We start from the raw sequence: 26407 nt of genomic DNA on the forward strand, positions 1-26407 counted from the left end.
TATGAATTTATCGAATGCCCAGCGCCAGATAGTTGAAGCTCCTTTGGATATAGCAATTCAAGTGCTTGCCTCTGCTGGTTCAGGTAAAACACGAGTATTGACAGAACGTATCAGGCATATTTTACAGACTACAAAAAAAGAGGGGGTAATCGCTCTTACCTTTACCAATAAAGCGGCCGATGAGATGAGTGCACGCTTAGCTGATTCAGAGCAGGCGGAGGAAAGAGTTTGGATTGCTACGATTCATTCTATTGCACAGCGCATTTTAGAGAAATATGGTCATACCGTCGGCTTGCCGGCGGAATTGCACATATATGATCGTGATAAAGACCGCATGGAAGTCTTTATGCAGTCGTTGCGTGAAGATGGTATTGATATAGATGACTACCTTAATATTTCCGACTCAAAAGAGTTAAAAAGTCGTGAGAGAAATCTGCAGTCCTATATGGATATTTTTTCAAAGATTAAGCGGGAACTGCTTACAGAGTCAGAGGTTGCTGAGTTATACCCAAATAACAACATTTGGAAAATATATAAGGACTATCAGTCGGCATTGCTTAATAGCGGCGGAATAGATTATGACGACATTTTGGTGTGCGCATACAAAATATTGCTAGATCATGATTGGATCGCAAAAATATACCGATCACAGTATAAGCATGTCTGCGTTGATGAGGCTCAAGACCTAAATAAGGCTCAGTATGAGTTCATCAAGGTACTTTGTGGTGATGTTATAAAAAGTGTTTTGATGGTGGGCGACCCTAACCAAATGATTTATGGGTTTAACGGGTCATCAAAAGACTACCTTTGCTCACGTTTTGTTGAAGATTTCACGCCACAAAAATTTGAATTGAAGGAGAACTATCGCAGCACCAAAGCGGTCATTAATGCGGCAAACAAGTTAAGACCAGGTTCACAGACAGAAATGGATTACGCGTTGGAGGGCGGGATTAAAATTTCAGAGTTCGATTCGGAAGAAAATGAAGCGGCGGCGATTGTTGCTACGATTAAGTACCTTTTGGAACTAAAAGTTCACGATGAAATTGAAGGCGAAATATCGCTTAGCAATATGGTGGTGATTGGCCGTAATCGATTCGTTTTTTCAAAGCTTGAACAATGCCTTCAGGATAATTCGATACCTTACTCACTAAGAAAGGGTGAAAGACAGCTTGAGCCATCAACTCGATTTGGCAAGGTTTTGGATTATGCCATACGGGTGAAACTGAACTCTAAAGATTGGGTCGATGGGAAGAAATTGTGTCAGGTGTTGGGCATTTCTGAGCCGGATAATTGGTCAAAAAATGTATTACAAAATTTGGCAGTGAAAATCTCATTATCCTCCGATGACTATTCTGAGATATTTCAAAAACTGCTGTCTGCGATTGATAACCTTGATGTTGATAACCCAAAGCTTCCCAAGCTAGTCAAAGACTTTAATGCTCTCCTTTCCTCATTGGTTGAAAACCAGGATGGCGCTTCGGACGAAAGAACGGAAGATGTGAAGCTGAGTTTAGAAGAGCTTGATGAGTTCAATCGCACTTGGACGCGCTTCAAGCGAAAAGGGCTGGGTGATTCCTTGGTGGCATTTCGTAATGCACTAGCCCTTGGACAGCTTTCCGACAATGCCCTTGATGACGGCTTAACTTTGAGCACAGTTCATACTATGAAGGGGTTGGAAAAGGATATCGTATTTTTAATCGGCATGTGTGAGGGTGTTTTTCCGGACTACAGAGCAAATACCACAGAGGCGCTGGATGAGGAGAGGAATAACGCATTTGTTGCTGTTACAAGAGCTAAGAGATGGTTGTATGTTTCTTATCCTAAACAAAGAATGATGCCATGGGGTGATTTAAAATTTCAGCGAAAATCTCGTTTTGTTGCGGAAATAGAGTCATGAGTAGTATCAGCGTGTCAGATTTTGGCGTTAAAAGCCATGGTCAGCATTTATGGGCGAATCGAGTGACCATCCTCTCCGATATGGATGAAGAGATTCAGACACTGGAACAACGCCTTGGCAAAAACCGACAAGGAGTGTGAAATAACATGCTGTTACGCGTTGAGGATGACGGTACCAAGATGTTGATTGTGCAAGTATGGTTGCACGCCAGGCCTACCAAGCTCGCCTAGGTTAACGCTGGCATAACGAAAACATGATGAGGACTCTATGTTGATACGCACCTTGGCCATCCACGGCTTCAAATCACTGATGCAGGAGCAGCCCATAGAGCTGGGGCGGGTGAACTGTTTTATCGGTGCCAACGGTGTCGGTAAGAGCAACCTGCTCGAAGCCTTGGGGGTGTTGGGCGCTGCGGCCAATGGCGTGGTCGATGATGAGAGCTTGCTTCGCCGAGGAGTGCGTGCCGGTGTACCCAAGCTATATAAGAGTTCATTTGCCAGTGGACGGACGCCTGTGCACATTGGGATTGGTGTATCGGGGGATAAGCAGGAATGTTACCGGGTATCACTCCTCAATCCGCTGGACTCTCCGGATCCTGCCTGGTCTTACAAAACTGAATTTCTCTCCGATGGCACCTCCGAAATTATCTCGGATGGGGTGCGAAACAAGAAAAATCTGAACCCTCAGGCTGGACTGGCAGCACTCAAGATGGTCGAGCTAGAGACAGACAATACAGCGGCCCAGTTAATGCGGGCGCTGCAAGAGTTTGCCATCTATTGCCCGAACACGCCGACCTTACGGGGCATTAACCCGGATCAGCAATCTCGTCTGCCGGTTGGACTCAATGGCGGGCAACTGGCAGAAGCATTTGAGCTGTTGCGCAAGCATCTGGAATCGCAGGGCGACGAGGGTGATGCGATCCTTGATCAAGTGCTGGGTCTGATTGACTGGGTAGCGGATGTAGGCACTACCTCTCAGGCTGGGTCGTTACTCTCTCCCAAGGTGCCTAGAAGCAAGCATCTGCTCAAGTTTACCGATCGCTTTATGCAAAAAAGCCGCAATGCGTTGACTGCCTACGATGCCAGTGAAGGTGCTCTGTATGTGTTGTTCACGGCGGTGCTCTGTTTGCTCCCCCAATCGCCGAAGATTTTTGCTATCGATAACCTGGATCAGGCATTGAACCCCAGATTGGTTTCTCGTTTGACAACTCATCTTGCTGGATGGCTCAAACATCAGGACGTTCAGCGACAGTTGCTATTTACCGCACATAACCCGGCTGTGCTGGATGGGCTAGATCTGATGGATCCTGAGGTTCGTCTATTTGCAGTCGAGCGTAACAGTAATGGCTTGACCTGTTTCCGCCGCATTGAACTGACGGCTTCGTTGCAGGAGATGAATAAGGAATACCCGTTGTCACGTCTCTGGTTGATGGGACATCTGGGTGCGGTTCCCAATGTCTGAACTACGTATTGCATTGGTCGCCGAGGGGCCGACCGATTATGTGCTTATCGAGGCGGCACTGAAGGCAGTCCTGCCTCAGCCTTTTATTCTGACTCAGTTGCAACCTGAAGCGACTCGCCCTGATTTAGGCCAGGGCTGGTCTGGGGTATTGAAATGGTGCCAGGCCGCCAGTCAGCGGCATCAAGGCCCGCTTGAGCTGGATCCTACACTGCTGGGCTTTGACCTGCTGATCCTCCATCTGGATGTCGACGTTTCCACCATGGCTTATCACGATTGTGGACCGGAGACTGCTGCCTTGGCGCAACAGCTTGGATGGGAGCATTTGCCCTGCGCTGTGATGTGCCCTCCGGTTAGCGATACGGTGAGCGCCCTGACCACTGTTGTGCATAGTTGGCTGAGGCCAGCCACGACTGGACAACAAACCGTGTTGTGTTTACCGGCTCAATCGTCAGGTACCTGGTTGGCGGCAGCATTGTTACCTGCAACGCATCGGCTTTTGACCAATACCGAATGCAATCTGGGTGTCGAGAATGGTCTGGCGATATTGCCAAAGGCGGAACGAGTGAAAAAAAACAGGCGCGAGTATCAAGCCAAAGCTGCCGACTTAACGGCAAACTGGGAAAAGGTAAAAGCTATCTGCTCGCAAGCCCAGGTGTTTGAACATGACATTTTAGGCGCACTCTGACGGATTGCTTGATGGCTTCTGTGGATTGCCATCGCCCATCGGCAGCTTGGTGCTTGAGTGAATAACAGGGATAGAGAGCATGATTTCAGTCGGCCAGCGGGAGCGGGCAACCCAGAACCGCGTGATCCATCTTTTCGAACAGAAGCTGGGCTATCGCTATCTGGGGGATTGGCATACTCGGGAGAACAACCGGAATGTCGAGCCGGAGCTGCTGACCGCTTGGCTGGTGGGGCGGGGAGTGGACGCGGCGCTGATCCCCAAGGTGCTCAGGCAACTGGATCGGGCGGCGAGCCTGGGCGAAGGGCGCATCCTCTATGACGCCAACAAGGAGGTCTATCGCCTGCTGCGTTATGGCGTGAAGGAAAAAGTGGGCGCAGGCGAGCAGAACCAGACCGTCTGGCTGATCGACTGGGCTAATCCGCAGGCCAACGACTTTGCCATCGCCGAAGAGGTGACGGTCAAGGGCGAGCATAAGAAGCGGCCGGATCTGGTGCTCTATGTCAACGGCATTGCCCTTGGCGTCATTGAGCTCAAGCGCTCCACCGTCTCTGTCTCTGAAGGTATCCACCAGAACCTGGATAACCAGAAGAAGGATTTTATCCGTAACTTCTTCACCACCATGCAGCTGGTGATGGCGGGCAACGACACCCAGGGGGTGCGCTACGGCACCATTGAAACCCCCGAGAAATACTATCTGGAGTGGAAAGAGCCAGTCGATCCAATCCATTCCGACCATGTCGAGCAGCCGAGTGCCAATCTGCTGGACCAGCATCTGGCACAGTTGTGCAGTAAGGCGCGCTTTCTGGAGCTGATCCACGACTTTATCGTGTTTGATGCGGGCACCAAGAAAACCTGCCGCCATAACCAGTATTTCGGCATCCGTGCCGCCAAGGCATATATCCGCCGCCGGGATGGCGGCATCATCTGGCACACCCAAGGCAGCGGCAAGAGCCTGACCATGGTCTGGCTGGCCAAGTGGATCCGCGAAAATGTGACCGACAGCCGGGTGCTGATCATCACCGACCGCACTGAACTCGATGAGCAGATTGAGAAGGTATTCAGCGGAGTGGAGGAGGAGATCCTGCGCACCAAAAGCGGTGCCGATCTGGTGACCCGTTTGCATGCCCATAATCCCTGGCTGATCTGCTCCCTAGTGCATAAGTTCGGTCGCACGCCAGAAGGCGAGTCGGATGACGAAGATGAAGGCAGCTCGGATGACTTTATTGCTGAAATGCGCCGCAGCTTGCCCTCGGACTTCAGCCCCAAGGGCCAGCTGTTTGTGTTTGTCGATGAGTGTCACCGCACCCAGTCCGGCAAGCTGCATGGGGCGATGAAGAGCTTGTTGCCAGAGGCGCTGTTTATCGGTTTTACCGGCACGCCGCTGATGAAGCAGGACAAGAAAAAATCCATCGAAATATTTGGCCCTTACATTCACACCTACAAATTCAACGAGGCGGTGAGTGATGGCGTGGTGCTGGATCTGCGCTACGAGGCGCGGGATATCGATCAGCGGGTCAAATCCCAGAAGAAAGTGGATGAGTGGTTCGACACCAAGACCAAGGATCTCTCGCGGCTGGGCAAGCAACAGCTTAAACAGAAGTGGGCTTCGATGCAGAAGCTGCTCTCCAGCCGTTCGCGGCTGGAGCAGATAGTGGCCGATATTCTGATCGACTTTGAGCGGCAGTCGCGTCTAGCTAATGGTCGTGGCAATGCCATGCTGGTCTGCGCCAGCGTCTATCAAGCCTGCAAAAGTTACGAGATGTTCAGCCAGGCCGGTTTTGCTGGCAAGTGCGCCATCGTCACCAGTTACCAACCCAATGCCAGCGAGATCAAGGGCGAGGAGACGGGCGAGGGGCTGACGGAGAAGCTGGCCAAGTACAACATCTACCGCAAGATGCTGGCCGACTATTTCGAGCAGCCGGAGGATGAGGCGGCTAAGCGGGTCGAAGAGTTTGAAAAACTGGTCAAGCAGCGTTTTATCAAAGAGCCGGGCCAGATGCGGCTGCTCATTGTCGTGGATAAGCTGCTGACCGGTTTTGATGCCCCCTCTGCCACCTACCTCTATATCGACAAGAAGATGGCTGATCACAACCTGTTCCAAGCCATCTGTCGGGTGAATCGGCTGGATGGTGACGACAAGGAGTACGGCTACATCATCGATTACAAAGACCTGTTCAAGTCGCTGGAGAAGACGGTCAACGACTATACGGCCGAGGCCTTCGCGGGTTATGACAAGGAGGATGTGGCCGGGCTGCTCAAGGATCGACTGGCCCAGGCCAAAGAGGATCTGGATAACGCTCTGGAAGCCGTCCGTGCCTTGTGTGAGCCGGTGAAGGCGCCCAAGTCGCAACTCGATTATCAGCATTATTTCTGTTGTGAGCCGGGAGCCGATGAAGAGACGTTGAGCGAGAAAGAGGCATTGCGGCTGACCCTCTATCAGTTGGTGGCCAAGTTGATCCGCGCCTTTACCAATCTGGCGGGTGAGCTGGAGGAGGCGGGTTACAGCGCCTCGCAGGCCGCCTCGATCAAGCAGGAGGTCGAACACTTCGCCAAGGTCCGGGATGAGATCAAGCTGGCCAGTGGTGATCTGGTGGATATGAAGCAGTTCGAGCCGGGCATGCGCCAGATGCTGGATCTGTGGGTGGATGCCGACCCCAGCGAGACGCTGATGGACTTTGAGGAGCTGGGGCTGCTGGAGCTCATTATCCAGCGCGGCCCCGAGGCGCTGGATGGGTTGCCCAAGGAGATGCGCGACAATCAGGAGTCGATGGCCGAGGCGATTGAAAACAACGTGCGCCGGACCATCGTCGATGAGAACCCGGTCAACCCCAAATACTACGAGAGGATGTCGGTGCTGCTCGATGAGCTGATCGATCTGCGCCGCCAGCAGGCCATCTCCTATCAGGAGTATCTGGAAAAGGTCCGCGAGCTGGCCAAGCAGGTGAAATATCCACAGAGCCATAGCCAGAGCGCCTACCCAGAGAGCATAGACACGGCAGCCAAACGGGCACTCTATGACAATCTGGGCAAGGATGAGCTGCTGGTGGCCAGGATTGATACCGCCGTGCGTTATACCAAGAAGGCCGATTGGTATGGCGATCGCTTCAAGGAGCGGGAGATCGCGTTTGCCATTGCCGAAGAAACCAAGGGATACGATGTGACCGTTGCCGAGGTGATGGAGCTGGTGAAAGCGCAGCAGGAGTACCACTGATGCCCCTGATCACCATTGGTGAGCTCACGCTGGAGTTGCAGCATAAGGGGATCAAGAACCTGCACATCAATGTGCTGCCCCCTGATGGTCGCGTGCGCGTCTCGGCCCCGGCGTCGCTGTCACAGACGGCCATCAGAATGGCCGTGGTCAGACGCTTGCCGTGGATCCGGCAGCAACAGGCCCACTTTCAGGCGCAGCCACGTCAGAGCGAGCGCCAGATGTGCAGCGGCGAGACGCACTACCTTTGGGGACGGGGCTATCGATTGGAGGTGATCCCGGTTGAGGGAGCGCACAGCGTCAAGCTACAAGGGGGGTGGATCCGGATGCGGGTTCCCGCTCATTATGACGCCGCGAAGCGAGAAGCCTTGCTACTGGGCTGGTATCGCCAATTGCTACGCCAGCGGCTGCCGATATTGATGGCCAAGTGGCAGGCCTTGCTCAACGTCACCCCTTCGTTTGTCGGTATCAAACGGATGAAGACCATGTGGGGGAGCTGCAAAACAGATACATCCCGCATCTGGATCAACCTCGAATTAGTCAAGAAGCCCCCCGAATGCCTGGAATTTATTGTGGTGCACGAGCTGGTTCACCTGTTAGAGCGCAAACATAACCAGCGATTTATCACACTGATGGATACCCATCTGCCCAACTGGCGCGAGCATCGCGAGAAGCTCAACAAGATGCCGCTGGCATTTAATCGGTGGGGGTATTAGGGCTGGTTTAGCCACGATTTATTCTTCCAAAAAGTAATCTGAATCCAGGGTTTTAATGGTGAGGGTCTGGCGGGTAGTGACGCCGACGCCGTATTCGATCATCAGGGCGGCAAGACGGGCACCGTCGATCAGCACGATGCGCTTCTCAATCAGTCCGACATACTCCTGCGCCTCACGGCTAAAGCTGGAGGTGGTGATAAAGACCCCTTTGCGGGCCTTGTGCAGATCCAGCGCCCCCGCGAAGGACTGGATCTCGGGACGCCCCACGGTTTTGTCGGTGTAGCGCTTTGCCTGCAGGTAGATGGAGTCGAGCCCCAACCGGTCTTCCTTGATGATGCCATCGATGCCGCCATCGCTTTGGTAACGGGTGGTGCGGGCGGCATCCTGCTGGCTGCCGCCATAGCCCATGGCCACCATCAGATCGACCACCAGCTGTTCAAAGAAACGAGGGGAAAGGCCCAAGATCTCGGCAAGCAGGTCATCGGCAAGGGAGCGATTGATGGCAGATAGTGCCTGCTCAATCTGCTCTTGAGGGGTGCTGGCCTGCTCTGGTGTTGGCGTGTCTGTCGGGATCGCCATGGCTTGTTGCGTATTGCCTGCGCTCTCACTGGAGGCCAGGGTAAACGCCACGAACTCGTTGAATTGGGCCAGATAGCGGTTGTCGATAGTATGTCCCGAGACTAGCGCCGCCTTACCCCGTTCGGTGATAAGGCAAATGCCCCGCTTGGGTTGCTCGATGAGTCCTGCCTTGACCAGATAGGTCTTGGCCCAGCCAACCCGGCTGCGCAGCGTGGTTTGGCGACCACTGGGCAAGGTGTCAGCCAACTGCTCCGGAGTAAAGGCGTAGTGCTGGCAAACCCGCTCGAATACCTCACGTAGAGAGCGGGCGACACCATCGGCCAATACCTTGAGCACGGCAGGCATCATGGCTTCATAGCTGGGCAGGGTTTCTTTCATCGGGCAACCAGATCGAGATAAAACAGGGGCTTATCTTGTCACAGCGACCTGCTTGGGGCCAGTTGGTATCGAAGTCACTGGGAGCAACCTCAAAAAAAACAGCGTCACCAAAAAAAGGGAAGGCCATGAATTGGCCTTCCCCAAGACCCACCCACTTATCACGGACGAGTAGGTTTAAAAATGTTACCACAAGCGGATGTGTGGTCACGCCTTGCGGTCAGGATTGGCGTCCATGCTCGCCGCAGGGTAAATACAGATATAGACATAGCCATGGCTTCCGAGGGTGTCGGCTTCGCAGGTAAAGCCGCCGTGCTGGATAGTGATGCAGTGCTGACGTTGAGCATCCAGCTCGCCGGTTATCAGCTTGGCTTCCAGAGCCTTGATGATCTCCGGGAAAGCCAGGTCGAGCTTGGCTATCTGCGTCTCACTCCATTCACCGATCAGACTGGCCCGATCGGATAGAAAATCGAGCCGGTAGCGACTCTGTATCAGACGAGCGCCAAAGCGTGGCGTCACGGTATGGGGCAAACCCCACTGTGCAAAAATCCGAGTGGGGTGGTCTGGCGCTACGGGGTGTTGGTTGTTGGTGTGGGTGGTTGTCGTGGTCATGATTAGCGATACCTCAGTTGAATGTCGATGCAGGTGCCGGGCACGTTGTGGCGCTGGCGTAGTCTGGTCAGGTGCTCAGGGAGTTCGGTCAGGTTTGTCAGCCGCCCCCGGTAGAGCCGAGAAAGATTGATGTAGTCGGGATGGCTCACGGTGATGGTCACCTGATGCCCAGGTTGCCAACGAGCAAACAGGCGGGCTTTGGCTTGCTTGATGGTGGTGATGCCGGGAGCGGGTAGTGTCTGACGGTTTCGCAGGTGCAGTTTGTTGAGCTCGGGGGCATAGCGATGCACCTCGAGTCCGGTGATAAGACGGGTCATGTTCGGTGACTCCAATGATGCAAGGGGCCAGCCTGTGAGGGCTGGCCCTTTATGTTGTTTGTTGATGAGCGATGAGATGGTCGCGGTGGCTAGCCGTTGTAAAACAGGATGTAGTTCACACCGGCCTGCTGGGCAGCAGTGAGCAAGGGTTGCAGTGCTGGCGGGATGGCATCGAGCTCCATGGCCAGGTTCAGGGTGAACTCATAGGCGGAGTCATCCTTCACGCCGACATGTTCATGGGAGGCCATTTGCTTGACCCATTGCCATTCTGGTACCAGGTCTGCGTCATCGTAGTCGCCGATGATGGAACTCATGGCGACATCCAGCATCTGCATCACCGAATGGCTTGCCAGTGGATTAGGTGTTGTAGGTAGGGTGTTGGTCATTGCATCGTTCCTTGTTGTCTGGGCTGTCGCTCCCTCTGAGCATTGATGAGCGTGAGCACTTGAGCTGTGCGTTGTTACATCTGATTGATAATCGGCTTGCAGTTGAGTCGGTCCAGCAGGTGCCGCGAGCCGTATTGGGCTACCAGCCGGTCTATGGCCATCTGGGCGCAGGCCGCTCTGCTGGGCTTATTCTCAGGCATGGCGTAACGCGCGGTCAGCCAGCCACCGAGCAGGGCTATGCGGTAGCCGCTCGGGATGTGGGTGAGCGAGGTGCCTATCCCCCTCCCATGAATAAGGAAAGGCACGGCCTGCCCACCGAGGTCGATATCCATGCGCTGGCCCTTGAGCTCAAAGGTGGTGAGCTCGCCGGTCTGTGGATGCTTGCCCGGCACCTTGATGGTGATGTTCTTCGCCATCTCACACCTCCGGCTTGGCTTCAAAGTGGTGGGTCACCGTGCCCGCTTCCGGGTCGATGCTGATAAACGCCGGGGCTTGCGGGTGGTACTGATAGAGCCGCGCCAGTTCGGCACGAAACGCCTCAACGTTTGGCGCAATCACATGGCTGGTATCCCCTTCGGCGTAGGTAAAGGTCTCCAACTTCTCTGTGTGAATCCAGATGCCGAAATACCAGGCGTCTTCCTCGGTATCGTATTGTTGCCAGCCCTGGGCCAGCAGCGTCCGGTCGTAGTAGTAACGGTCAGCCTGATGGCTGCCACGGTCGATGCGGCAACCCGTCACGGTGAGCTCAAACGGGATACGCCCCGCCTTGTGTGCTTTCTTGACCCGGCGCAGCAGCTTGAGGGCCTTGGCTCTGCTACGGCCATTACCGAGCGGTTGCGACTGCCTGGCCCGCAATACCAGATGGGTCATTATCTTCGGTGCGGTGTTGTGGTTGAGCTGGCCGATAGCGGCGGTGAGTTGTCGGGCGGACAGAGTCTTGTAATCACGTAAGTCATGCATGGTTGGGCTTCCTTCAAATGCAAACAGCCCCTCGGCGTGAGGGGCTGTGAGAGGTCTTGTGTGTGCTGGTGGCCGTGGCTCAGGTGTGACTACTCCAATCCGGCTTGTCATTACTACCATGGTTGACGTAGGCCCCGACAATTACCCGTTGCCACTCGCCGACCGGCTGACCCACTGCATTACAGGCGCAGCGAAAGCGGGCGAAGTTAATCTCTCGCGGCAGGTACTCGCGCATATCGCGGGGACTGACAAAGAGCGAGGTTTTGTGCAGCACCGGGTTGGGCGCAACCAGTGGCCCGCCAATACGTCGCCCCTCCACATCGTGGGCATAGGCAAAGCCCGGCAGCATCAACTGCTGACTGATGAGCTTGGCAAGCCCTGGATGGGCACACATGGCCTCTGCCACGGCGGCCTGGCTAAAGCTGTCGGTAAATTCAATCATGGGTGATTCTCCCTTTCAGCAGGTGAACGGTAGGCCGCTGCCAGCAGCGCAAACTGTTCGACCAGGTAACTGATGCTGATTCCCAGTTCATCACTGACCCCATCACCCAGACGATGATGCAGGTGTGCCATGTCATCGGCGATACGCTGGGCTATATGGGCCGTTGAGCTCGGTGGTGAGCTTGTCACTGTCAGAGTGATGGAAAGGTTCATCACATCTCTCCCCAAGTGGCTTGCTCCCACAGTGACAGTCGAGTCAGCACGTCTTGCGCCAGCGCTTGCTGTAACTGCTGTATTACCTTCACCAGCCGTGGAGCCTGCTCAGGGCTCCCGCTCCATTCGCTCGATTGGTACAGGGCGCAGCAGGTGAATTTGTACAGCGCCACCAGTTCTGCATCGGTGAGTGGTGCTTGGTGGTAACGGTGGGCAGGTTTAAGCGAACTCAGCTTGGTCGAGCAGTGCTGACGAGGTTCCTTGCGGTCCTGCTGACGCCCCAGCTGATAGCGATGACAGACCGCTCGCCGATTGGCGAGCATCATCAGCCGTACCAGCCGGTCTACCCGCCACGTCCAGGTACTGGTGACATCCATTGGCGAGTTCCACCAGAGGGAGCGCAGCAGCTCAAGGGTGTAGTGCGGTGGCATGGGGGCATTGCAAAAACGGTGTAACTGAACGGCAAAGGCAAGGTAGTCCTTGCGATCGATCATGAAAGCAGACATGGGGATGACTCCTTGAAATGCAAAAGGCCACCTGTAGTGAGGTGGCCTTGTTGGGGGGATCGGAATATCCGGATCTTGGTGTTGGACCTGATGATCCGGGTTTGGGAATGCTGGCGTTATTCGTGCGCCTGCTCTGTGCTGGGGAGAGCCGCATCGAACAGGATGGCGTAGAGTGCACAATCAATGCCGTTGACGGCATCGTGATGCAGGTAATAGGGCGGTGCGTCTCGGGAGCGCTCGAAGTAGTCGCCAAAGCAGCTGAGGCATTCGCGGATCTCGATGGTGGATCCCCGCAGCAAGGCCTCTTCAAGCTGCCTGGCATAACCCTCGTCATCACGCGCCTTGGTGACGGCTTTTTCCAGTAATGCCAGCGCCTCCTCGTTGCAGGCAGTAGCCAGACGATGGCGCAGCTTGCTCAGGGTTTCCTCAAGGGAATAGGGGTTAGGTAATCGCATCGCTCATTTCTCTTTTGGAACGGACTAATGGCGCAGCTGATGCAGCAGCGCATCAATAGCCTCGATACTATCGGCCTGGGTGAGCGGGGAGCCGTTAGGCAGGTGAGCCACGATGGCGGGCTCGGTCTGCATCTCGACGTTGTCTGCCAGCCAACAGCGCAACTCGATGAGGATATCGAGGGCGGTGAGGTGGGTTTTGCCTGGGGTCTGGTTCATAGCTGACCTCTTTCGGCCATCGAGACTAAGCCCTCAGCACCGACCACCAGATGGTCAAGCAATCGCACATCGACCAGCGCCAAGGCTTCTTTGAGGGCCTGGGTAAAGACCCTGTCAGATTGACTGGGTTCCGGGTCACCGCTGGGGTGATTGTGCACCGCGATGATGGCCCCACTGTTGAGCAGTATGGCCCGCTTGACCACTTCCCGTGGGTAGATACTGGCGCTGTCCAAGGTGCCGCGAAACAGCTCCTCAAAGGCCAGTACACGATGTTGGGAGTCGAGGAACAGTGCACCAAACACTTCGTGCTCCCGGTCCTGCAGCAGGGTCTGCAGCCGCTCAGCGGCCTCTGTGGTACTGGTGATGGCGGAGCCTTTGGCAAGACGCTTGCGAGCAATCTGATTGGCGATACGCAACAGGTCTTGCTCGGTCACGGGTTCGGTGACGACATAGGTGCCGGGGCATTCCCCGGCTTTGAGTTTGTGGTAACGCATGTGGGGTTCTCCAAATAAACAAAACCCCGGCACACATAAAGCATGTCAGGGTTAAAGGTAGAGCGGTTGTTGGTTCACTGTGAGGGGTGTTCAGTTGGCCTTGGTGGCGGCTTCTGCTCCTGTTCCGGCTGTAGGGGCGCGCTTCACCGGCATCAGCGGTCCGGGGACCAGTACGTTGAGTAGGATAGCGAGCGCAACGCTCAGCCGTTCCGCCAGTTGGTAGGCCGGTCCTATGGTGTCGTAGTCAGCTACCTAGGTGGCCAGCGCCAACCCACTGCCCTCCACAGCCCGCAGGTAGACGCTGTAGTCCTGCACGGTCAGGCCACTGTCACGCACCACCTGAGTTTCCCCCTCTCGATTGATGGCTTCCAGCTCAACGGCTATCGGTTGTTTGGACATCGTGTGTCTCCTCTTGCGGTAAGGGGTCACTCTCCACGCGATAACCGTGATTAGTGCAGGTACGCTGCAGGTCAGCCAGGAAACTTGCCAACACACGGGGTTGCTCGGTGAGAGAAACCGGTCCTGCCTGGCTGCGCCAAAAACAGTGACGAGTGGGGTCCACGCAAATTTCATCTATCGGCTGGCTCATGGTGTGCCAGTCCTCGGCATTGGTGAGGGAGAGCAGTTGCCACTGCACGCCAGACCAACGCACTTGCAAGGTGACTGTGCGGGCTGGTGGGCTATCCGGTGTCAGGTGCAGCAGCCAACGCTGACCACTGCGAGTGGGGGTTAGCTTGGCGCTGGTGGCGACTCGTCCCAGCCACTGGCGTGAGTAGTGGGATAGAGCTAATTCTTGGGTCATCGTGACCTCCTAATCTCCTGCGACTGTGACGCTGAAGCATTCCAACCGGCAGTAGGCAATGAAGTTGCTTTGCCAGATATCGAACAATTCCCGCGCTTCGGCCAGCCGCAGCGGTCCCCAGCCCAACATGGTGTGTTCCCCATCGAGGAAGTTGAAGTCGATCTCCTTGCAGAGCTCGGCATCATGGCCGGGCCCCTGGTAGCTGAAGTCGGTGACGTAATCGAACAGCCAGCCATCTAGCCCACGGATCAGGCGGATCTCGACCGGATGTACGCCGCCTTGCTCGGCGCTGTAACCGGGGTTACGGAAGTTGAAGGTCAGCTGGGTGCAGCGCCCCAGATCGAGATCGGTTCGTTCGGCTTCCTGACTGAGCAGAGCCAGCAGGGCGGGGGTGACGGGCAGGGCAAAGCCGTCCCGGTAGAAGGGAATAGTCATAGGTTGTGCTCCTTGTTGTGCGAGGGTAGGCAGTGGCTCAGTCGGTGAGCCAGGACCAGAGGCGGCTGACTGCGTGAACGGCTAATGCGCCGGTTGCCAGGGGGACCCAGCTTGGCGATGTCGCGAGGGTGGTCAGGGTGATAGCAGAGGTGGCGAGCGTTATGTAATCAGACGTTGTGCGCTCGCGGCTCAACACAGTCATAGCTGGGGGAATGATAGTAGTCTGTGGAGTACGAAGGGCCGCTTTCGCCACCGCCGTTGCTACCTGACTAACCTGTGTCGAGTGGTGGATACCGTGGATGCACCACATCACGAAGTGTTCACAGTTACTGAACAACACATCGTATCGATGCTCGCCCAGCCGTGTACGGGCACGTTTGAGGCTCGCTGTTCGGTCATACCGCCTGACAGGGCAAAATTTGCACCAGACCGGCTTACCATCGGAAAACGCATCCAGAGAGGTCATCACGATTTCACCGGGTAGGCCGAGATTAGGCCCCTGGTAGTGGATAACGAGGTCGCCCCCGACATAGAGGCCGTGGTGGGTATAACCGAGGCGAGCGGTCACCAGATGATCGCCTGGGGTGAATCGAGACATGAAGTTAACTCCTTGTGGTCAGGCATAAAAACGAAACAGGGCACCTTGTGGGTGCCCTGTTATCAGTGTGGAAAAGTGACGACGCTATTTGTGCAACGTCAGGGTACGGGAATCCCAGGCCCAGGTTTCGGCAGGGTTGCCTGGCAGGGCCAACGTGAAGCCGTTGGTGTCATGCTTCAGCTTGCCAAGGTCGCTACAGGTGCCGAAGGTGGGAGTGAGCAGGGGAAGTGCATCCGAACGGATGACGGCCAGCTGATAGAGTACTGGGCAGGCGACTCCCCCGGTGTTGAGTTCGAGTAACACGGCTTTTCCCTGAGCCAGTGGTTGCTCATGTTTGATGGTAATGGAATGGTACATGTCAGTACTCAACAGAACCTGTTCGCCATGAGCTACCACGATAGTGCCATCGTCCTGTGGGTTGATGGCAATGTCTGCTGAGGCTGGAGCCGAGAGTGTTGGCTCGAAATAGACACTCCCATTTGAGTATGTTTTCAGCGTGCCGGTTAGCGTGATGTGCTGGGCTACCAAATTCATCAGGTGCGGTTCGTCTGCTTCTTTAGCAAGCAATTCCACCTGCTGTCCCGAGACGGTCTCTACCCAGTACTTTAGGCTGGCATATTGCAACGTGCCTTCGATTTGACTTTGTTTGCTCGACACCACAGTGGGTGCTGACGGGGACGGGGCTGCAAAGGAATAGGGGCAACAAAGTGTGCTGGCCAAAATGATTGTTCTGCTGAGATTGAGGAGCATGTGATATCTCTTGATGGGGGTTAATCGAAGGTGTAGGACGCGTTGCCTTGGTCGGTGATGAACGTGACGTCCTTTAATCGACAAGGGTCTGTCATTGTGAATACGGCACTTTCCATGTAATTAAGCCTGCGTGGTAAGTAGTAGACATTTGCGAATTCCCCGCTACCGAGATTTTTCACCAGCACTTGGCATTGGCTCTGGCCGTCATTGACGATGATCTTGCTGATGCGGATCGGGTTGTCGTTAAGCGAGGTGGCTCGAAGCTGCGCTCGCCCAATAGCGGTGTAGTACACATCAAGGTCGAATTCGGGGCTATCGGTGGACTCTGCATTGCAGGCACTCATTGATAGGCCGCAGGCCAGCAGTAAGGGATAAAGCAGTGTGCGATTCATGATGCCTCCTGGGTAAACATGGCAAAGGGATACCTGACCGACGAAGCGAGCCTGTCGGGTAAATGGGGCAAACGGATTAGGTCAATGACGGTGTTGGCTGGTAGTCAAACACCGCCGAGAAAATGGGTTGGGGTTAGGTTGTGTCGAACTCCTTTCGATATTGGGGTCAGTATTTCAGTAAATTAGATCTAACAGGGTGATCCCCATCCCAAAGGGTCCTTAATGTCAATGGGTCCATGGTCAACGATACAGGTTGACTGGAGGACTTATGACAAGCATCAACTTTGACGAATTGGCCAAAAGCGTAGGTAAAGCCATTGGGCGCCAACGCCAGCAGGTGGGGCTGACTCAAGAGCAAGTAGCAGAATATCTGGGGATTGGCATGGAAGCCGTCTCTCGAATGGAGCGGGGGAAAGTGGTACCGACGGTGGTGCGGCTGACAGAGCTCGCCCAGCTATTCGACTGTGAGCTGGCAGACTTCCTACGCGAGACCAGCAACCGCCCAACCGAACAAGGCATCCTGCTAAGCCAGCAGTTAGCTAGGCTGGATAGCGCTGACCGGGAATTAGTGCTGGCCATGATCGAGCGCCTAGTTGTGAGATTAGCGCCGACATGACGGCTATACCGCCTGTCCCTAGAGTCAGGGCCTTTACAAGTGTGGTGTGCTCGGGCAGGAGTATCTGCATTACTGCAACAGCGTCAGTGCTTGGTGCAACGCTTGGGTTTTGAGCTGGGCCCCCTGACCGAACCAGGCGGAGTCGAGCCGGTGATCCTGACTGCGGGCACGACGATGGTGATCCACATGCTCAGTCACTGCATTGACCAACCCCCAGGCAGTATGGCGAGCGCTGGTGAGTTCCGAGCCCAAGGCCGCGCCCTGATAGAGCTCGTACAGGCGTTGTACGGGACGAGTGAGAACAATGTGGTTATCCGCATCCAGCGGCTGGGCCAGCAGGTCGCTAAAGAAGCGTAGTGCCTCTTCAGGGGCGACCGGGCGTTGCGCCAGTGCCTGGGTCTGCGCAGCGAACGTATCCCAATGGGAGAGGCCGAGCCCTAGCGATGCTTTCACCGCCGCCGCATCGAACTGGGTGGAGTGTGGCACCTTGATACTCCCCGTGCTGTCACGCAGTGCTATCTGCAGGGTGTTGTTGCAGACCACCCGCAGGGAGGTGAACTGGGCGGTGGTGCACAGCGAGCCGTCACAACTGGTGGCGAGCAGCAGATAGGACTTCACCACATCCCCGCCCTTGAGTGTCAGGTCCTGACCTGTACGGGCGAGCGCCCACAGCTTGCGACCGCCTTTAAGCGACCCTGCCGTTTCCAATTCAAAGCCACCGGCTTCCACCAGATCTTGATAGAAGTGCAGCACCTCATGGGGCTGTACCACGTTATAGCGCTGAGAGACCACCGAGAGCGGCTCGAGCGTATCGGAGCGGTAGAGCACCTTGCTGTCGCTGTAGGGGCGAATATGCAGGGCATCGGAGGCGACATTAAACATCACGTCGCTCTGCTCGATGGTCCAGTTCATCCCAGCGGCATGTAGCCAGGTATCGAGTGACTGCTGTGCGGGCAATAGGTTGCCGAGGCCATGCCAGGGTGTTTGGCCAGTGTAAGCCATGGTGTCGATAAGGTGAGCCATAGAATATCTCCAATGAAAAAGGGGCTGTTTAAGCAGCCCCGGTTGAGTGTCATGACGATGATATATAGCTGAAATCCTTTTCATTCCGAGCCAAGCTGTGACCCATTCGGCAATAGTGAGCATCAACTGGTAGTACGATATGCGCTTCTGTTTTTTTTAATCTTGGAGGCGTGGTGCTACAGGCAATCCTCAGCAGCAAAGCGGGCCGTATTGGGTTGGAAGGCGAGTCGTTACGCTGGCACGATGTATTCCAGCGTAGTGAAGATCTGCTTACCGCCACATTTTTTGGCCGCGTTCCCTATCTCTCTAGTAAGGCTCTTTCTGCGTTATTGGCGTTTATGGTTGGGCGGTCAGTTGAGCTGTCCAATTTTGACGAGCTGGAATTATGGCCGTATTTAGAGAACCCCAGTAAAAATAAAGTTGAGCCTGATGTCGTTCTGCATTTCGAACGAGAGCTGTTTGTCATCGAAGTGAAGCCTCCGTTTGGCGGTAGACAGTCTCGTAAACAGTGGCTGGATCAGATTGATGCAGTGCAGCGTGAGCAGGCGTATGCCGAGTACAAGAAGGTCTACTTCATCGCGTTAGGCAATGTGGTGCCAACGGTGCTTGAACAATCCGCGTTACCTGAAAGGTTTGAGTCCATGGCTGCCTGCGAATGGGAGTCTCTCCGTCACTGGCTTCGGCAGAGTTCGCACTTTTCGACACGCCAAGATAAAGCGATCCTGCGCGATTGGCAGAATGCATTCGAGTTGTACGGCATGGCGCCAATGATCCCGGACTGGCAGCCTATGGTGGATATGTCCAAGTCTATTGACCCCGCTGCGGGTCTCAAACAACTTCAATATTGGCGCTAATACGGAGATAACGGATGGACATAACCCAAGCACAGTCCCTGGTCACCCAAGTCAGGCATGCTCACCGCCTGATAGAAGGCTTCTATGAACGGATCCTGCCACAACTGGAAAAGTTGGCCGGTGAAGCTGCTGACGCCAATTTTCGTTACTGGGGGAGCGCGGAGGGGGATGGCGTAGGCAGGGCGACATCCAAGCCTTCAGCTCGTGCTCCCTGGAGTTTCTTGCCGCTCTTTCGGTCTTATTACTGCTATCAACGTGGTCGTGGGTCTGAAAATGCTCAGAAAGGAGATATCGCGCTCTATTTTCGCTTGAATATTGATGATGCATTCATCGAGGCTACGCCAGAAGCAACGGATTACGACCCTCACACTGGCAGTTCTTCGCTGGAAGTACATTTGTACCGTTTTACTAAGGATGCGTTGTACAGCTGGGATGCGATCGAGGGTAATCACCCCTGGGCTAACCATGACGCTTGGACCGACCAAGCTCAGGAATACCCAGAGGTCGAGTGTTGCAGTAAACGCGTTGCGTTAGAAACAGCGATCACGGCGCCGGGCCAACTCCATGATTGGATCTCCAACCAATTGGCGCTCGTCTCGCGGTAATAAGGGGGCCACTCTTCTTGGTGGCCCATTAGTCAGGCACTCATGAAGCTATCGAGCTCGTCCTCACTTGCAATGATGAGTGCTTCATTAACTCCATACGCTCTGGCCAGTTCGACGCTAGCCAGTAGGAGTTGTTGGTTGGTCTGTATATTGAATGCGGCCTTTGTCAAATCACCCAGTGCGTCAAACTCAGCCATAATGCGTGCCAAAGCCTGTTGCTCAATCTCGTTTAACCGGCTAATAAAGGCTTCTTTTTTGTGATTTATTTCAGCGATCATTTTGTCGCTCATACTTTTGGCAACAGTGACCAGCATCTTTCCTGAGATTGAACCGATAAGAGCGCCGAGCACTGGGATCGGGATGACTGCTTGGCCAGCTACTGTCATTGCGCCTACAACAGCTGCTTCTGCACACACAATCATACCCAGATCGGTGAACTGCTCGATATCAATTTCCCCCCTTTGTAGCGACAGGGTTAGACTTCCAACACCTTTGGCCGCTGTGACCAGAGCGCTGGCAAAAGGAGCTCCCATTCCGGCAAAGTTTGTCAGCGTGTAGATTGCTCCCGCAGACACTCCTCCGATTAGAGCACCATTGGCCGTACCCATACCAAGCTCTTGCCAATCGTTCTTTGTGAGCTCCCCCTTGAAAATATTCCTTCCTTCACGGTATTTCTTGTAGATCCCTGTACCCAAAGTCACCACGCCAGCTACTGCGGCTCCTATCATTGCAGCATTCGCCGCGCCTTGGAGTGATGGCCGGTGGTCATCAATAATCTCGGTTTTCTTTTGCTGATTTTGATCCGCAAGTTCCTGATCATACTTATCCAGCGTGTCATCAATCCGCCCTAGTTGCACGTCATGGTAATCGGATACTCCAGGGCGGACTAGATCATCAAACGAGCGTCCAGTAGCCTGCTCCATGGCCACGACTTTTTCTTGGATTGCCCTGATAGATTTTTCATTCAAGTCATCAACTGACTTGCCATCCAGAACATCACGAATAGTTTTCCAGTGGTCTTTGGGTATGTGGTAAATCTCATCCGTGCGGCCAAATTCTGGGTACTTGTCGAGATGCCTGAGGATATGTTCGAGGTTGTCTTTGGCGCCGTTTATGAATTTCGACTGTACAGCAATGTTATCAGCCATGTAGTCCACAGGGGCTGTGCGACCAACCCCCTCGAACGTAGCCTTAAGCAATGACTCGTCTTGCAGTCGTTCCTCAATAGCTTGGCGAGCATTGCGCACCCCCACCTCGACCTGCTCGGCAATTTCACCATGCTTAGTGGACATCGAACCAAGAATGCCACTGGGATTGGCAATGAAATCACGTACCTTCTGCATCTGATCATTAGCCACTTCAAAAGCAATGTCCTGTGCGCTAAGTTGGACATTCATGGCTTGTTCGTTCATCTGATTGAGTTGATCAACAGCAATACCGATGATTTGATCCTTCACTGGTTCAGCATGCTTCACTACCATTACTTAACCTTTTTATTGATTAGCTGAGACAGCGAGTTGATGTGATTGATCAGGGAGGCCAATTGTTGTTTTTGGCCAGGAGCAAAGTCTTTGTAGTCGTGAGGGGCAGTCTTGCTTAGCACGTCGATAATGCTTTCCGTACCGTGATAATGCTCTGAGGTAAGCGAAACCATTTTTTTAACTGTGGTCTGGACAACATTGAGCTCACTACATTGTGCAAGTAGTTTACGCTCTTCGCTTCGAGTATCTTCGATAATCTTGCTGTTTTTGTTACGAGCGAGTAACGCGCCGCCAGCAATGCCAGCCGCACCTATCCCCCACCCCAGTGGCCCAGCAAGTGCCAGCAGTGCTCCGCCAGCAGACATACCACCACCACCTGCTGCAAGGGCGCCACCTCCCAACCAAGCCAGAGCCGCGTTAGTTGCCGCCGCACCGCTTAGCGTTGCGATAGCAGTTCCTGTAGATGCTGTACCAAATGTAGTTGCCACTGCCAAAGCAGCTGTGGGTGCAAATGCTGCGAAGCCAGCACCTGCTGCAATCCCAACAGCGGCAGTACCCTTACCAACATGTGATTTGTTATATTCCATCTCAAGCTTTTCGACGACATCATCAAACTCAACAATTTCAGCTTTAAACTCTGCGAATGATTTATCGAATTCGATGGGAGTATTCTTCATTCTGTTGATATAACTCTCTACTCGAGTCATCAACTCTTTACTGCATTTGGCACGCCACTCATAGAGAGAAGTGATCTCTCGCTGGGCCAGCACAACGTAGGCTTTGCAGCGCTTTTCAGCAGTTTCAAGATCTTGCAGTGCTTTTTTCCGCTCAGCGTTTAGGAACATGTAATCTCCATTGTTATTAACCATTGTTAAAGCCATCCAACTTACCCAGTCGGTGATCATATCCAGATTATTGAATCTCATTCGGTAATAGGGTGCGAAACATCACATTCCCACCATTCTCAGTAAGCGTCCAGCGAAGGCCGTATTGACAGGGGAGACAGGTTATTCAGCGGGTAGAGCAACACGCCAGGGCAGCAGTTCGCTGACCCGGTTCACCGGCCAGTCTGCGATCACATTCAGCACATGCCGCAGGTAATGCTCCGGATCTACCCCGTTCAACCGGCAGGTGCCGAGCAAGCTGTACAACAAGGCTCCCCGTTCACCACCATGGTCAGAGCCAAAAAACAGGAAGTTCTTTCGCCCCAAGCTCACCAGCCGTAGCGCATTCTCCGCTATGTTGTTGTCCACTTCTATCCAGCCGTTTTCGGTGTAGTACGTCAGTGCTGACCACTGATTCAAGGCATAGGCGAAGGCCTTAGCCAACTCGGAGTGACGCGAGAGCGACTGCATCCTATCCCGTAACCAGATCTCCAGCTCTTTACAGTAAGGGCTTTGCCCGCCGTTCTCGTTCTGCCAGCCGGTGTTCTGCTGACATGCCGCGCAGTTCTGCTTCAAGGCTGTAAAGCTGACCAATTCGTTTGAGGGCTTCGTCTGTGTTATCCGATGGCGTTCGGATATGCACATCATGGATCTTTCGCCTGGCATGAGCCCAGCAAGCGGCCTCCTTTATCGTGCCGGCAGCTCGGTCTTCACGATATAGCTCATTAAATCCTGCATATGCGTCTGCCTGTAGGACGCCGCTGAAATCGGCAAGATGGCTTTGCGGATGGACTCCCTTTCTATCAGGCGAGTAAGCGAACCAGACGGCTGGCGGCAGTGCGGAGCCTGCGTTGCGATCATCGCGTACATACGTCCACAGACGTCCTGTTTTTGTCTTTTTATTGCCAGGGAGCAGTACCGGCACCGGGGTATCGTCTGCGTGTAGTTTGCCATCGGTCAGCACATACTGCCGCAGCGCTTCCTCCAGCGGTGACAGTAATCGGCAACACGCATCTACCCAGCCAGAGAGCACAGAGCGGCTCAGCTCCACGCCCTGACGGGCATAGATTTCCGACTGGCGATACAGCGGGGTGTGCTCTGCATACTTGGAGGTGAGTACCCGAGCCAGTAAGCCTGGCCCGGCGATACCCCGCTCGATAGGACGTGATGGGGCTGGCGCTTGTATGATGAAATCGCATTGCCCGCAGGTGTGTTTCTCCCGAACCGTGCGGATGACCCGGAAGGCACTGCGTATCAGCTCTAACTGCTCAGCAGTATCTTCTCCAAGGTATGCCAGCGCTCCACCACATTCCGGGCAGACAGCCTCTGTTGGACACAGGCGATGCTCATCGCGGGGAAGCGCTTGAGGGAAGGGTTTGCGAATGCGAGTCTGGCGAAGTGGCCGCGGTACCGCTGGATCATCGACCCGACCGGTGAAGGTATCACTCTCCTGCTGGAGTATTTGCAGTTGCGCTTCGGTCTGAGCGATACGACGAGCGAGTTTCTCGGACTGGCTGCCAAAATACATACGCCGCAGCTTGTCGAGTTGCGCAAGCAGGCGCTCAATTTCGCGCTCCCGCTCTTCCAACCTTGCATGCAAAACACGATTGAGTGACTCCTGTTCAGCCAGGAGTCGTTTCAGTCGCAGGATTTCGTCGGCTAGTAATTTTTCCATACCCATGCATCTTACATGAGGGATCACTTTTTACAACATGGTCAATGAGTTAGCCAGGCGCTTTGGATGGCGCCAGTCTATTCCCTCCAGTAGCATGGCCAGTTGTGCAGGCGTCAAAAAGACTTTGCCGTTTCGAGCCGATGGCCAGGCAAACCGACCCTGCTCCAGCCTTTTGGTCAGCAGACACAGACCATCGCCGGTAGACCAGAGGAGCTTAACTTGACTCCCGTTACGGCCCCTGAAGATAAAGACATGCCCTGACAAGGGATCATCCTTCAACGTCATTTGCACTTTCGAGGCTAACCCATTGAAGCCGTTTCTCATGTCTGTGATACCGGCCACGATCCAGATCCGGGTGCCAGTAGGAAGATTGATCATACGCGCAGGGTCTCCAGGATCATTCGTAATACATTGGTATCGACGGTGCCATCGATGACGACCATTGCACGCCCCAGTCGTATCTCGATGGTGCCGGATGGTGTCGGTTCAGAGGCCGTCTCTGGCGTGAGCATTTCGGGCTGCGGGGTCGGAGGCAAGAAGATCTCCGTGGATGAAGGGGGCAACACCAGTTCGATGGGATATAACGCAGGGGCTTCGGCTTTGGCATCACGTCGCCATTTGAACAAGAGGTTTGCATTGATCCCGTGCTCCTGTGCGAGTTTTGAGACGGAGACGCCGGGTTGGTTGGCGGCCTCGACAAGTCGCTGTTTGAATTCTCGTGAGTAATTGGCTCTGCCTTTACGGCTGCCATTGGTACGACTATTGGTGTACACCATCTTTGGTTCCCACTACTTTTTAGTGGGAACTACTTTGTCCACAACTGCCTCCATTCACCAGACGGTAGTGGCCGGACGCTTACCATTCTCAGTGCAATCTGAATCCAAGATTCCTTGAAGGCTGTATCAGTTGGCTAACTGAATAGCCCCAGTTCCATAGCTCATGCTCCGTGACCTCCCCCCGCGAGAACGGGCTGTCGGTCTCTCCATGCGGCCAAAGGTGCGACGGCCTGCTGGGAGTGTTGCCAATATTTGTTCATCGGGTTTAGTCAGATAACCAAGAGCACTCAGTAGTAACGCCTGCTTGTCGGTATCAGCGTAATGCACCATCCCTATCCCATCGGTCCCCCACTCCAGGTACTGGACTCGACGGCTATTGCAGTTGTAATAGTTCCCCTGCCCATCGGTGACGGCCTCCCACTGCTCACCCAGCGTTTTACCCAATGAGATATCTTGCTGATGCTCAGCTCCGTTGAAGATGAACGTGAGGTGGAAATGGAAACGCCGGTCGATGCCGTATTCTATCTTCCAGATATACCCCACCAGATGTTTGAATCGTCGCGGTATTACGCTCAGGTAATGACGCAAGTCATGGGTGATATTATCCGCAGTTAATCGATGGTAGTGGACCTCACGATACCCGATATCCAAACGAATGAATAATAGTTTGGCATGTTGAGCGAATAGACTGTTGATATAGGTCGCTATGCTGCGCTGATTGCGTTTCTCAACACGCTGAAGGTTATTGAGACGCTTACGGTGCGACTGACTATTGGACGCGCTTAGGAAGGCTCCCAGAGCGTTATTGATAGCATCGGCCAGTTTATGGGCCGTCTGGCTATCGAGGGAGGGCATCCTGGCGAGGTGTAATCTGGGCACTACTCGCATATGTGTCAGGAATAGCTCGATGGTAGGGTGGGCTGAGGATATCTCGGTGTGACAGTAGAAATAATCACGCACGGTCTCCAATGCGCTAAAGAGACAAGCCGATAATGACTGGTCTAGGCAATCTATATGCAACTCGCGGATAGGGGTATATGCCACGATGACGACTGGGAAAGTCGTATGCTGGAGTTTACGTGCCAGCGGCAGAATATTTAAGAGTCTTACGGTATTAAACATGATGGCCTCGTTTAGGCAGGGTTATTCCTACGCTGTGTGATTGGCACACGCGTATAGAGGGGATGTAATTAGTAGGATGGCATTTGCTATACAGGCTGCATGACCACCACGTTACGTGGTGTAGTGGTATGCGGGAGTAGCATGAGGATACTGAGGTATCCATGGTGTTGGGTGGTAATGCGTGGTGTACGTAGTGGGTATGGGAATGCTGAGGTAGTGATAATGAATAGATGTGACATTAAATAATATATAAACCCAAACTCGCTAATCCTCGACACCCGCACCAATAATGAAAATCAAATATAAGAAGAGATAGCGCATTTGATCGTGCCATCAGCTATAAAACAGCTCTAACGGTAACGGGAAGTTAAGGAGCCTGATGGCGACTAAAAATTAATAACTCCGGACTGGCTTCGAAGAATAAGCCAGCTGTCTACGTCATGTTCAAACCAGCCTATAGATGACTGGCCTATCTTGAACGATTTGGGGAATGTCTCGTCATAGCGAGGAGACTTGGGATTCATCCAGTCGTAGATCGTGGATCTGGCGATTCCAATTTTGGCGATGAGGTCTTTAATTCGCAGGACTTTGATGGTGTTGTTCATGGTGTGTACTCCTGATGATGTAGTGGGTTGTTTCATCAGAAGAGCGGGCCAGTGAAAAAAAACAGCTCTACTCAGGCTCGAGGTATAATCAACGAGAGACTTGCAGATATAGCTATATACAACGCCCAAAGAGCTGCGGCTTTATATCTCCTTAGGCGTTCTGCTCTGGGATGGATCATCTGGTGAAGGTAGTGAGGTGGCGGCGGATTGCCCCGCCATCCAGATCCCAGAGAGGAGGTGAGAGGGACCCCTATGGGAGGGGTCGGGG

Annotated in this window: 34 protein-coding genes and 1 pseudogene; 9 read left to right on the top strand and 26 right to left on the bottom strand. The window is 54.0% G+C overall.

The genetic code is table 11. The features are described 5' to 3' along the window. Window position 1 precedes the first annotated feature (1 nt). The 6 genes from ACPW75_RS04400 (at window position 2) to ACPW75_RS04425 (ending at window position 7967) form a co-directional block, all read left to right on the top strand. Window positions 2–1897 (top strand): ATP-dependent helicase, encoded by a 1896-nt coding sequence (locus ACPW75_RS04400; protein ID WP_077098136.1) that lies wholly within the window; start codon window positions 2–4, stop codon window positions 1895–1897. After that, window positions 1894–2037, top strand: a complete 144-nt coding sequence (locus ACPW75_RS04405) for a hypothetical protein (RefSeq protein ID WP_161957745.1) — start codon at window positions 1894–1896, stop codon at window positions 2035–2037. Before ACPW75_RS04400 ends, ACPW75_RS04405 begins: the two co-directional genes overlap by 4 nt. 127 nt (window positions 2038–2164) lie before the next feature. After that, window positions 2165–3358 (top strand): AAA family ATPase, encoded by a 1194-nt coding sequence (locus ACPW75_RS04410; RefSeq protein ID WP_256822366.1) that lies wholly within the window; start codon window positions 2165–2167, stop codon window positions 3356–3358. After that, window positions 3351–4043 carry a hypothetical protein gene (locus ACPW75_RS04415; protein WP_077098134.1) on the top strand — a complete coding sequence of 231 codons (693 nt, stop codon included), beginning with the start codon at window positions 3351–3353 and terminating at the stop codon, window positions 4041–4043. The genes ACPW75_RS04410 and ACPW75_RS04415 overlap by 8 nt, the downstream gene beginning before the upstream one ends. A gap of 79 nt (window positions 4044–4122) precedes the next feature. Further along, the gene (locus tag ACPW75_RS04420) at window positions 4123–7254 is read left to right on the top strand and encodes a type I restriction endonuclease subunit R (RefSeq protein WP_425904422.1); all 3132 of its coding nucleotides are present in this window, start codon (window positions 4123–4125) and stop codon (window positions 7252–7254) included. Beyond that, window positions 7254–7967: a M48 family metallopeptidase gene (locus tag ACPW75_RS04425; RefSeq protein WP_005331303.1), complete on the top strand. Its 714-nt coding sequence runs from the start codon at window positions 7254–7256 to the stop codon at window positions 7965–7967. Before ACPW75_RS04420 ends, ACPW75_RS04425 begins: the two co-directional genes overlap by 1 nt. An 18-nt stretch (window positions 7968–7985) precedes the next feature. On the opposite strand, the gene ACPW75_RS04430 is transcribed toward ACPW75_RS04425, so the two are convergent. The 18 genes from ACPW75_RS04430 to ACPW75_RS04515 all read right to left on the bottom strand — a co-directional run bounded on the left by ACPW75_RS04430 (window position 7986) and on the right by ACPW75_RS04515 (window position 16498). Further along, window positions 7986–8924: a restriction endonuclease gene (locus ACPW75_RS04430; RefSeq protein ID WP_021138001.1), complete on the bottom strand. Its 939-nt coding sequence runs from the start codon at window positions 8922–8924 to the stop codon at window positions 7986–7988. 204 nt (window positions 8925–9128) lie between these two features. Further along, the gene (locus ACPW75_RS04435) at window positions 9129–9533 is read right to left on the bottom strand and encodes a type IV toxin-antitoxin system YeeU family antitoxin (protein ID WP_024945030.1); all 405 of its coding nucleotides are present in this window, start codon (window positions 9531–9533) and stop codon (window positions 9129–9131) included. Between the two features lie 2 nt (window positions 9534–9535). Next, entirely contained in the window at window positions 9536–9850 is a 315-nt protein-coding gene (locus tag ACPW75_RS04440; protein ID WP_021137999.1) for a hypothetical protein, read from the bottom strand. A gap of 89 nt (window positions 9851–9939) precedes the next feature. Then, window positions 9940–10236 carry a hypothetical protein gene (locus ACPW75_RS04445; RefSeq protein WP_425904423.1) on the bottom strand — a complete coding sequence of 99 codons (297 nt, stop codon included), beginning with the start codon at window positions 10234–10236 and terminating at the stop codon, window positions 9940–9942. 74 nt (window positions 10237–10310) lie between these two features. Continuing rightward, the gene (locus ACPW75_RS04450; protein ID WP_077098440.1) at window positions 10311–10652 is read right to left on the bottom strand and encodes a hypothetical protein; all 342 of its coding nucleotides are present in this window, start codon (window positions 10650–10652) and stop codon (window positions 10311–10313) included. Window position 10653: 1 nt separating this feature from the next. After that, window positions 10654–11196 carry a hypothetical protein gene (locus tag ACPW75_RS04455; RefSeq protein WP_029303521.1) on the bottom strand — a complete coding sequence of 181 codons (543 nt, stop codon included), beginning with the start codon at window positions 11194–11196 and terminating at the stop codon, window positions 10654–10656. A gap of 79 nt (window positions 11197–11275) precedes the next feature. Continuing rightward, on the bottom strand, window positions 11276–11638 hold the full coding sequence (locus tag ACPW75_RS04460) for a hypothetical protein (RefSeq protein ID WP_024945026.1): 363 nt from the start codon (window positions 11636–11638) through the stop codon (window positions 11276–11278). Further along, window positions 11635–11850 carry a hypothetical protein gene (locus tag ACPW75_RS04465; RefSeq protein WP_043851135.1) on the bottom strand — a complete coding sequence of 72 codons (216 nt, stop codon included), beginning with the start codon at window positions 11848–11850 and terminating at the stop codon, window positions 11635–11637. The genes ACPW75_RS04460 and ACPW75_RS04465 overlap by 4 nt, the downstream gene beginning before the upstream one ends. Beyond that, a complete protein-coding gene (locus tag ACPW75_RS04470) occupies window positions 11850–12356 on the bottom strand; it encodes a hypothetical protein (RefSeq protein ID WP_425904424.1) in 507 nt (168 codons plus the stop codon). Before ACPW75_RS04470 ends, ACPW75_RS04465 begins: the two co-directional genes overlap by 1 nt. A 116-nt stretch (window positions 12357–12472) precedes the next feature. Further along, window positions 12473–12811, bottom strand: a complete 339-nt coding sequence (locus ACPW75_RS04475; protein WP_319895567.1) for a hypothetical protein — start codon at window positions 12809–12811, stop codon at window positions 12473–12475. Window positions 12812–12835: 24 nt separating this feature from the next. After that, window positions 12836–13027 (bottom strand): hypothetical protein, encoded by a 192-nt coding sequence (locus tag ACPW75_RS04480; protein ID WP_029303518.1) that lies wholly within the window; start codon window positions 13025–13027, stop codon window positions 12836–12838. Continuing rightward, window positions 13024–13521 (bottom strand): RadC family protein, encoded by a 498-nt coding sequence (gene radC, locus ACPW75_RS04485; RefSeq protein WP_042045083.1) that lies wholly within the window; start codon window positions 13519–13521, stop codon window positions 13024–13026. Before radC ends, ACPW75_RS04480 begins: the two co-directional genes overlap by 4 nt. A gap of 252 nt (window positions 13522–13773) precedes the next feature. Continuing rightward, on the bottom strand, window positions 13774–13920 hold the full coding sequence (locus tag ACPW75_RS04490) for a hypothetical protein (RefSeq protein WP_225159555.1): 147 nt from the start codon (window positions 13918–13920) through the stop codon (window positions 13774–13776). Then, the gene (locus ACPW75_RS04495; RefSeq protein ID WP_234577341.1) at window positions 13895–14323 is read right to left on the bottom strand and encodes a hypothetical protein; all 429 of its coding nucleotides are present in this window, start codon (window positions 14321–14323) and stop codon (window positions 13895–13897) included. The genes ACPW75_RS04490 and ACPW75_RS04495 overlap by 26 nt, the downstream gene beginning before the upstream one ends. Window positions 14324–14332: 9 nt before the next feature. Then, a complete protein-coding gene (locus ACPW75_RS04500) occupies window positions 14333–14758 on the bottom strand; it encodes a DUF2787 domain-containing protein (RefSeq protein WP_234577339.1) in 426 nt (141 codons plus the stop codon). Window positions 14759–14795: 37 nt separating this feature from the next. After that, the gene (locus ACPW75_RS04505) at window positions 14796–15356 is read right to left on the bottom strand and encodes a lecithin retinol acyltransferase family protein (protein ID WP_029303605.1); all 561 of its coding nucleotides are present in this window, start codon (window positions 15354–15356) and stop codon (window positions 14796–14798) included. Window positions 15357–15440: 84 nt separating this feature from the next. Continuing rightward, complete coding sequence (locus tag ACPW75_RS04510) at window positions 15441–16106, bottom strand: hypothetical protein (RefSeq protein ID WP_234577337.1); 666 nt, start codon at window positions 16104–16106, stop codon at window positions 15441–15443. A gap of 20 nt (window positions 16107–16126) precedes the next feature. After that, the gene (locus tag ACPW75_RS04515) at window positions 16127–16498 is read right to left on the bottom strand and encodes a hypothetical protein (RefSeq protein WP_077097907.1); all 372 of its coding nucleotides are present in this window, start codon (window positions 16496–16498) and stop codon (window positions 16127–16129) included. Window positions 16499–16766: 268 nt separating this feature from the next. Between ACPW75_RS04515 and ACPW75_RS04520 the strand changes: the two genes are divergently transcribed. Further along, on the top strand, window positions 16767–17114 hold the full coding sequence (locus tag ACPW75_RS04520) for a helix-turn-helix domain-containing protein (RefSeq protein ID WP_077097905.1): 348 nt from the start codon (window positions 16767–16769) through the stop codon (window positions 17112–17114). A 69-nt stretch (window positions 17115–17183) separates the two neighbouring features. On the opposite strand, the gene ACPW75_RS04525 is transcribed toward ACPW75_RS04520, so the two are convergent. Continuing rightward, window positions 17184–18137 carry a DUF932 domain-containing protein gene (locus ACPW75_RS04525; RefSeq protein ID WP_077097903.1) on the bottom strand — a complete coding sequence of 318 codons (954 nt, stop codon included), beginning with the start codon at window positions 18135–18137 and terminating at the stop codon, window positions 17184–17186. A gap of 173 nt (window positions 18138–18310) precedes the next feature. On the opposite strand from ACPW75_RS04525, the gene ACPW75_RS04530 reads away from it, so the two are divergent. Beyond that, the gene (locus tag ACPW75_RS04530; RefSeq protein WP_077097901.1) at window positions 18311–18991 is read left to right on the top strand and encodes a hypothetical protein; all 681 of its coding nucleotides are present in this window, start codon (window positions 18311–18313) and stop codon (window positions 18989–18991) included. A 14-nt stretch (window positions 18992–19005) separates the two neighbouring features. Further along, window positions 19006–19596, top strand: coding sequence for a hypothetical protein (locus ACPW75_RS04535; protein ID WP_077097899.1), 591 nt, complete (start codon window positions 19006–19008; stop codon window positions 19594–19596). Between the two features lie 32 nt (window positions 19597–19628). On the opposite strand, the gene ACPW75_RS04540 is transcribed toward ACPW75_RS04535, so the two are convergent. The 7 genes and pseudogenes from ACPW75_RS04540 to ACPW75_RS04570 form a co-directional block, all read right to left on the bottom strand. Further along, a complete protein-coding gene (locus ACPW75_RS04540) occupies window positions 19629–21077 on the bottom strand; it encodes a hypothetical protein (protein ID WP_077097897.1) in 1449 nt (482 codons plus the stop codon). Continuing rightward, window positions 21077–21982: a hypothetical protein gene (locus tag ACPW75_RS04545; RefSeq protein WP_179101519.1), complete on the bottom strand. Its 906-nt coding sequence runs from the start codon at window positions 21980–21982 to the stop codon at window positions 21077–21079. The genes ACPW75_RS04540 and ACPW75_RS04545 overlap by 1 nt, the downstream gene beginning before the upstream one ends. Before the next feature lie 102 nt (window positions 21983–22084). Then, a pseudogene (tnpC, locus tag ACPW75_RS04550) lies at window positions 22085–23636 on the bottom strand (IS66 family transposase). 30 nt (window positions 23637–23666) lie between these two features. Continuing rightward, window positions 23667–24014 carry an IS66 family insertion sequence element accessory protein TnpB gene (gene tnpB, locus ACPW75_RS04555; RefSeq protein ID WP_042060615.1) on the bottom strand — a complete coding sequence of 116 codons (348 nt, stop codon included), beginning with the start codon at window positions 24012–24014 and terminating at the stop codon, window positions 23667–23669. After that, complete coding sequence (tnpA, locus tag ACPW75_RS04560) at window positions 24011–24412, bottom strand: IS66-like element accessory protein TnpA (RefSeq protein ID WP_042060619.1); 402 nt, start codon at window positions 24410–24412, stop codon at window positions 24011–24013. The genes tnpB and tnpA overlap by 4 nt, the downstream gene beginning before the upstream one ends. 126 nt (window positions 24413–24538) lie before the next feature. Next, window positions 24539–25534 (bottom strand): YagK/YfjJ domain-containing protein, encoded by a 996-nt coding sequence (locus ACPW75_RS04565; RefSeq protein ID WP_234578897.1) that lies wholly within the window; start codon window positions 25532–25534, stop codon window positions 24539–24541. A gap of 386 nt (window positions 25535–25920) precedes the next feature. After that, window positions 25921–26139, bottom strand: a complete 219-nt coding sequence (locus ACPW75_RS04570) for a helix-turn-helix transcriptional regulator (protein WP_077097895.1) — start codon at window positions 26137–26139, stop codon at window positions 25921–25923. Window positions 26140–26407: the final 268 nt, after the last annotated feature.

The organism is Aeromonas sp. FL131, assembly GCF_049860615.1.
Taxonomy (GTDB): domain Bacteria; phylum Pseudomonadota; class Gammaproteobacteria; order Enterobacterales; family Aeromonadaceae; genus Aeromonas; species Aeromonas hydrophila.

Coding starts and splice junctions, on each gene's coding strand:
- ACPW75_RS04470 (WP_425904424.1), bottom strand. CDS start 12,356: ATGTCTGCTTTCATGATCGATCGCAAGGACTACCTTGCCTTTGCCGTT.
- ACPW75_RS04420 (WP_425904422.1), top strand. CDS start 4,123: ATGATTTCAGTCGGCCAGCGGGAGCGGGCAACCCAGAACCGCGTGATC.
- ACPW75_RS04500 (WP_234577339.1), bottom strand. CDS start 14,758: ATGACTATTCCCTTCTACCGGGACGGCTTTGCCCTGCCCGTCACCCCC.
- ACPW75_RS04410 (WP_256822366.1), top strand. CDS start 2,165: ATGTTGATACGCACCTTGGCCATCCACGGCTTCAAATCACTGATGCAG.
- ACPW75_RS04435 (WP_024945030.1), bottom strand. CDS start 9,533: ATGACCACGACAACCACCCACACCAACAACCAACACCCCGTAGCGCCA.
- ACPW75_RS04480 (WP_029303518.1), bottom strand. CDS start 13,027: ATGAACCAGACCCCAGGCAAAACCCACCTCACCGCCCTCGATATCCTC.
- ACPW75_RS04490 (WP_225159555.1), bottom strand. CDS start 13,920: ATGTCCAAACAACCGATAGCCGTTGAGCTGGAAGCCATCAATCGAGAG.
- ACPW75_RS04430 (WP_021138001.1), bottom strand. CDS start 8,924: ATGAAAGAAACCCTGCCCAGCTATGAAGCCATGATGCCTGCCGTGCTC.
- ACPW75_RS04465 (WP_043851135.1), bottom strand. CDS start 11,850: ATGAACCTTTCCATCACTCTGACAGTGACAAGCTCACCACCGAGCTCA.
- ACPW75_RS04440 (WP_021137999.1), bottom strand. CDS start 9,850: ATGACCCGTCTTATCACCGGACTCGAGGTGCATCGCTATGCCCCCGAG.
- ACPW75_RS04475 (WP_319895567.1), bottom strand. CDS start 12,811: ATGCGATTACCTAACCCCTATTCCCTTGAGGAAACCCTGAGCAAGCTG.
- ACPW75_RS04520 (WP_077097905.1), top strand. CDS start 16,767: ATGACAAGCATCAACTTTGACGAATTGGCCAAAAGCGTAGGTAAAGCC.
- ACPW75_RS04515 (WP_077097907.1), bottom strand. CDS start 16,498: ATGAATCGCACACTGCTTTATCCCTTACTGCTGGCCTGCGGCCTATCA.
- ACPW75_RS04450 (WP_077098440.1), bottom strand. CDS start 10,652: ATGGCGAAGAACATCACCATCAAGGTGCCGGGCAAGCATCCACAGACC.
- ACPW75_RS04455 (WP_029303521.1), bottom strand. CDS start 11,196: ATGCATGACTTACGTGATTACAAGACTCTGTCCGCCCGACAACTCACC.
- ACPW75_RS04570 (WP_077097895.1), bottom strand. CDS start 26,139: ATGAACAACACCATCAAAGTCCTGCGAATTAAAGACCTCATCGCCAAA.
- ACPW75_RS04505 (WP_029303605.1), bottom strand. CDS start 15,356: ATGTCTCGATTCACCCCAGGCGATCATCTGGTGACCGCTCGCCTCGGT.
- ACPW75_RS04535 (WP_077097899.1), top strand. CDS start 19,006: ATGGACATAACCCAAGCACAGTCCCTGGTCACCCAAGTCAGGCATGCT.
- ACPW75_RS04495 (WP_234577341.1), bottom strand. CDS start 14,323: ATGACCCAAGAATTAGCTCTATCCCACTACTCACGCCAGTGGCTGGGA.
- tnpB (WP_042060615.1), bottom strand. CDS start 24,014: ATGATCAATCTTCCTACTGGCACCCGGATCTGGATCGTGGCCGGTATC.
- ACPW75_RS04405 (WP_161957745.1), top strand. CDS start 1,894: ATGAGTAGTATCAGCGTGTCAGATTTTGGCGTTAAAAGCCATGGTCAG.
- tnpA (WP_042060619.1), bottom strand. CDS start 24,412: ATGGTGTACACCAATAGTCGTACCAATGGCAGCCGTAAAGGCAGAGCC.
- ACPW75_RS04540 (WP_077097897.1), bottom strand. CDS start 21,077: ATGGTAGTGAAGCATGCTGAACCAGTGAAGGATCAAATCATCGGTATT.
- ACPW75_RS04545 (WP_179101519.1), bottom strand. CDS start 21,982: ATGATCACCGACTGGGTAAGTTGGATGGCTTTAACAATGGTTAATAAC.
- ACPW75_RS04510 (WP_234577337.1), bottom strand. CDS start 16,106: ATGCTCCTCAATCTCAGCAGAACAATCATTTTGGCCAGCACACTTTGT.
- ACPW75_RS04445 (WP_425904423.1), bottom strand. CDS start 10,236: ATGACCAACACCCTACCTACAACACCTAATCCACTGGCAAGCCATTCG.
- ACPW75_RS04525 (WP_077097903.1), bottom strand. CDS start 18,137: ATGGCTCACCTTATCGACACCATGGCTTACACTGGCCAAACACCCTGG.
- ACPW75_RS04460 (WP_024945026.1), bottom strand. CDS start 11,638: ATGATTGAATTTACCGACAGCTTTAGCCAGGCCGCCGTGGCAGAGGCC.
- ACPW75_RS04415 (WP_077098134.1), top strand. CDS start 3,351: ATGTCTGAACTACGTATTGCATTGGTCGCCGAGGGGCCGACCGATTAT.
- ACPW75_RS04400 (WP_077098136.1), top strand. CDS start 2: ATGAATTTATCGAATGCCCAGCGCCAGATAGTTGAAGCTCCTTTGGAT.
- ACPW75_RS04425 (WP_005331303.1), top strand. CDS start 7,254: ATGCCCCTGATCACCATTGGTGAGCTCACGCTGGAGTTGCAGCATAAG.
- radC (WP_042045083.1), bottom strand. CDS start 13,521: ATGCGTTACCACAAACTCAAAGCCGGGGAATGCCCCGGCACCTATGTC.
- ACPW75_RS04565 (WP_234578897.1), bottom strand. CDS start 25,534: ATGTTTAATACCGTAAGACTCTTAAATATTCTGCCGCTGGCACGTAAA.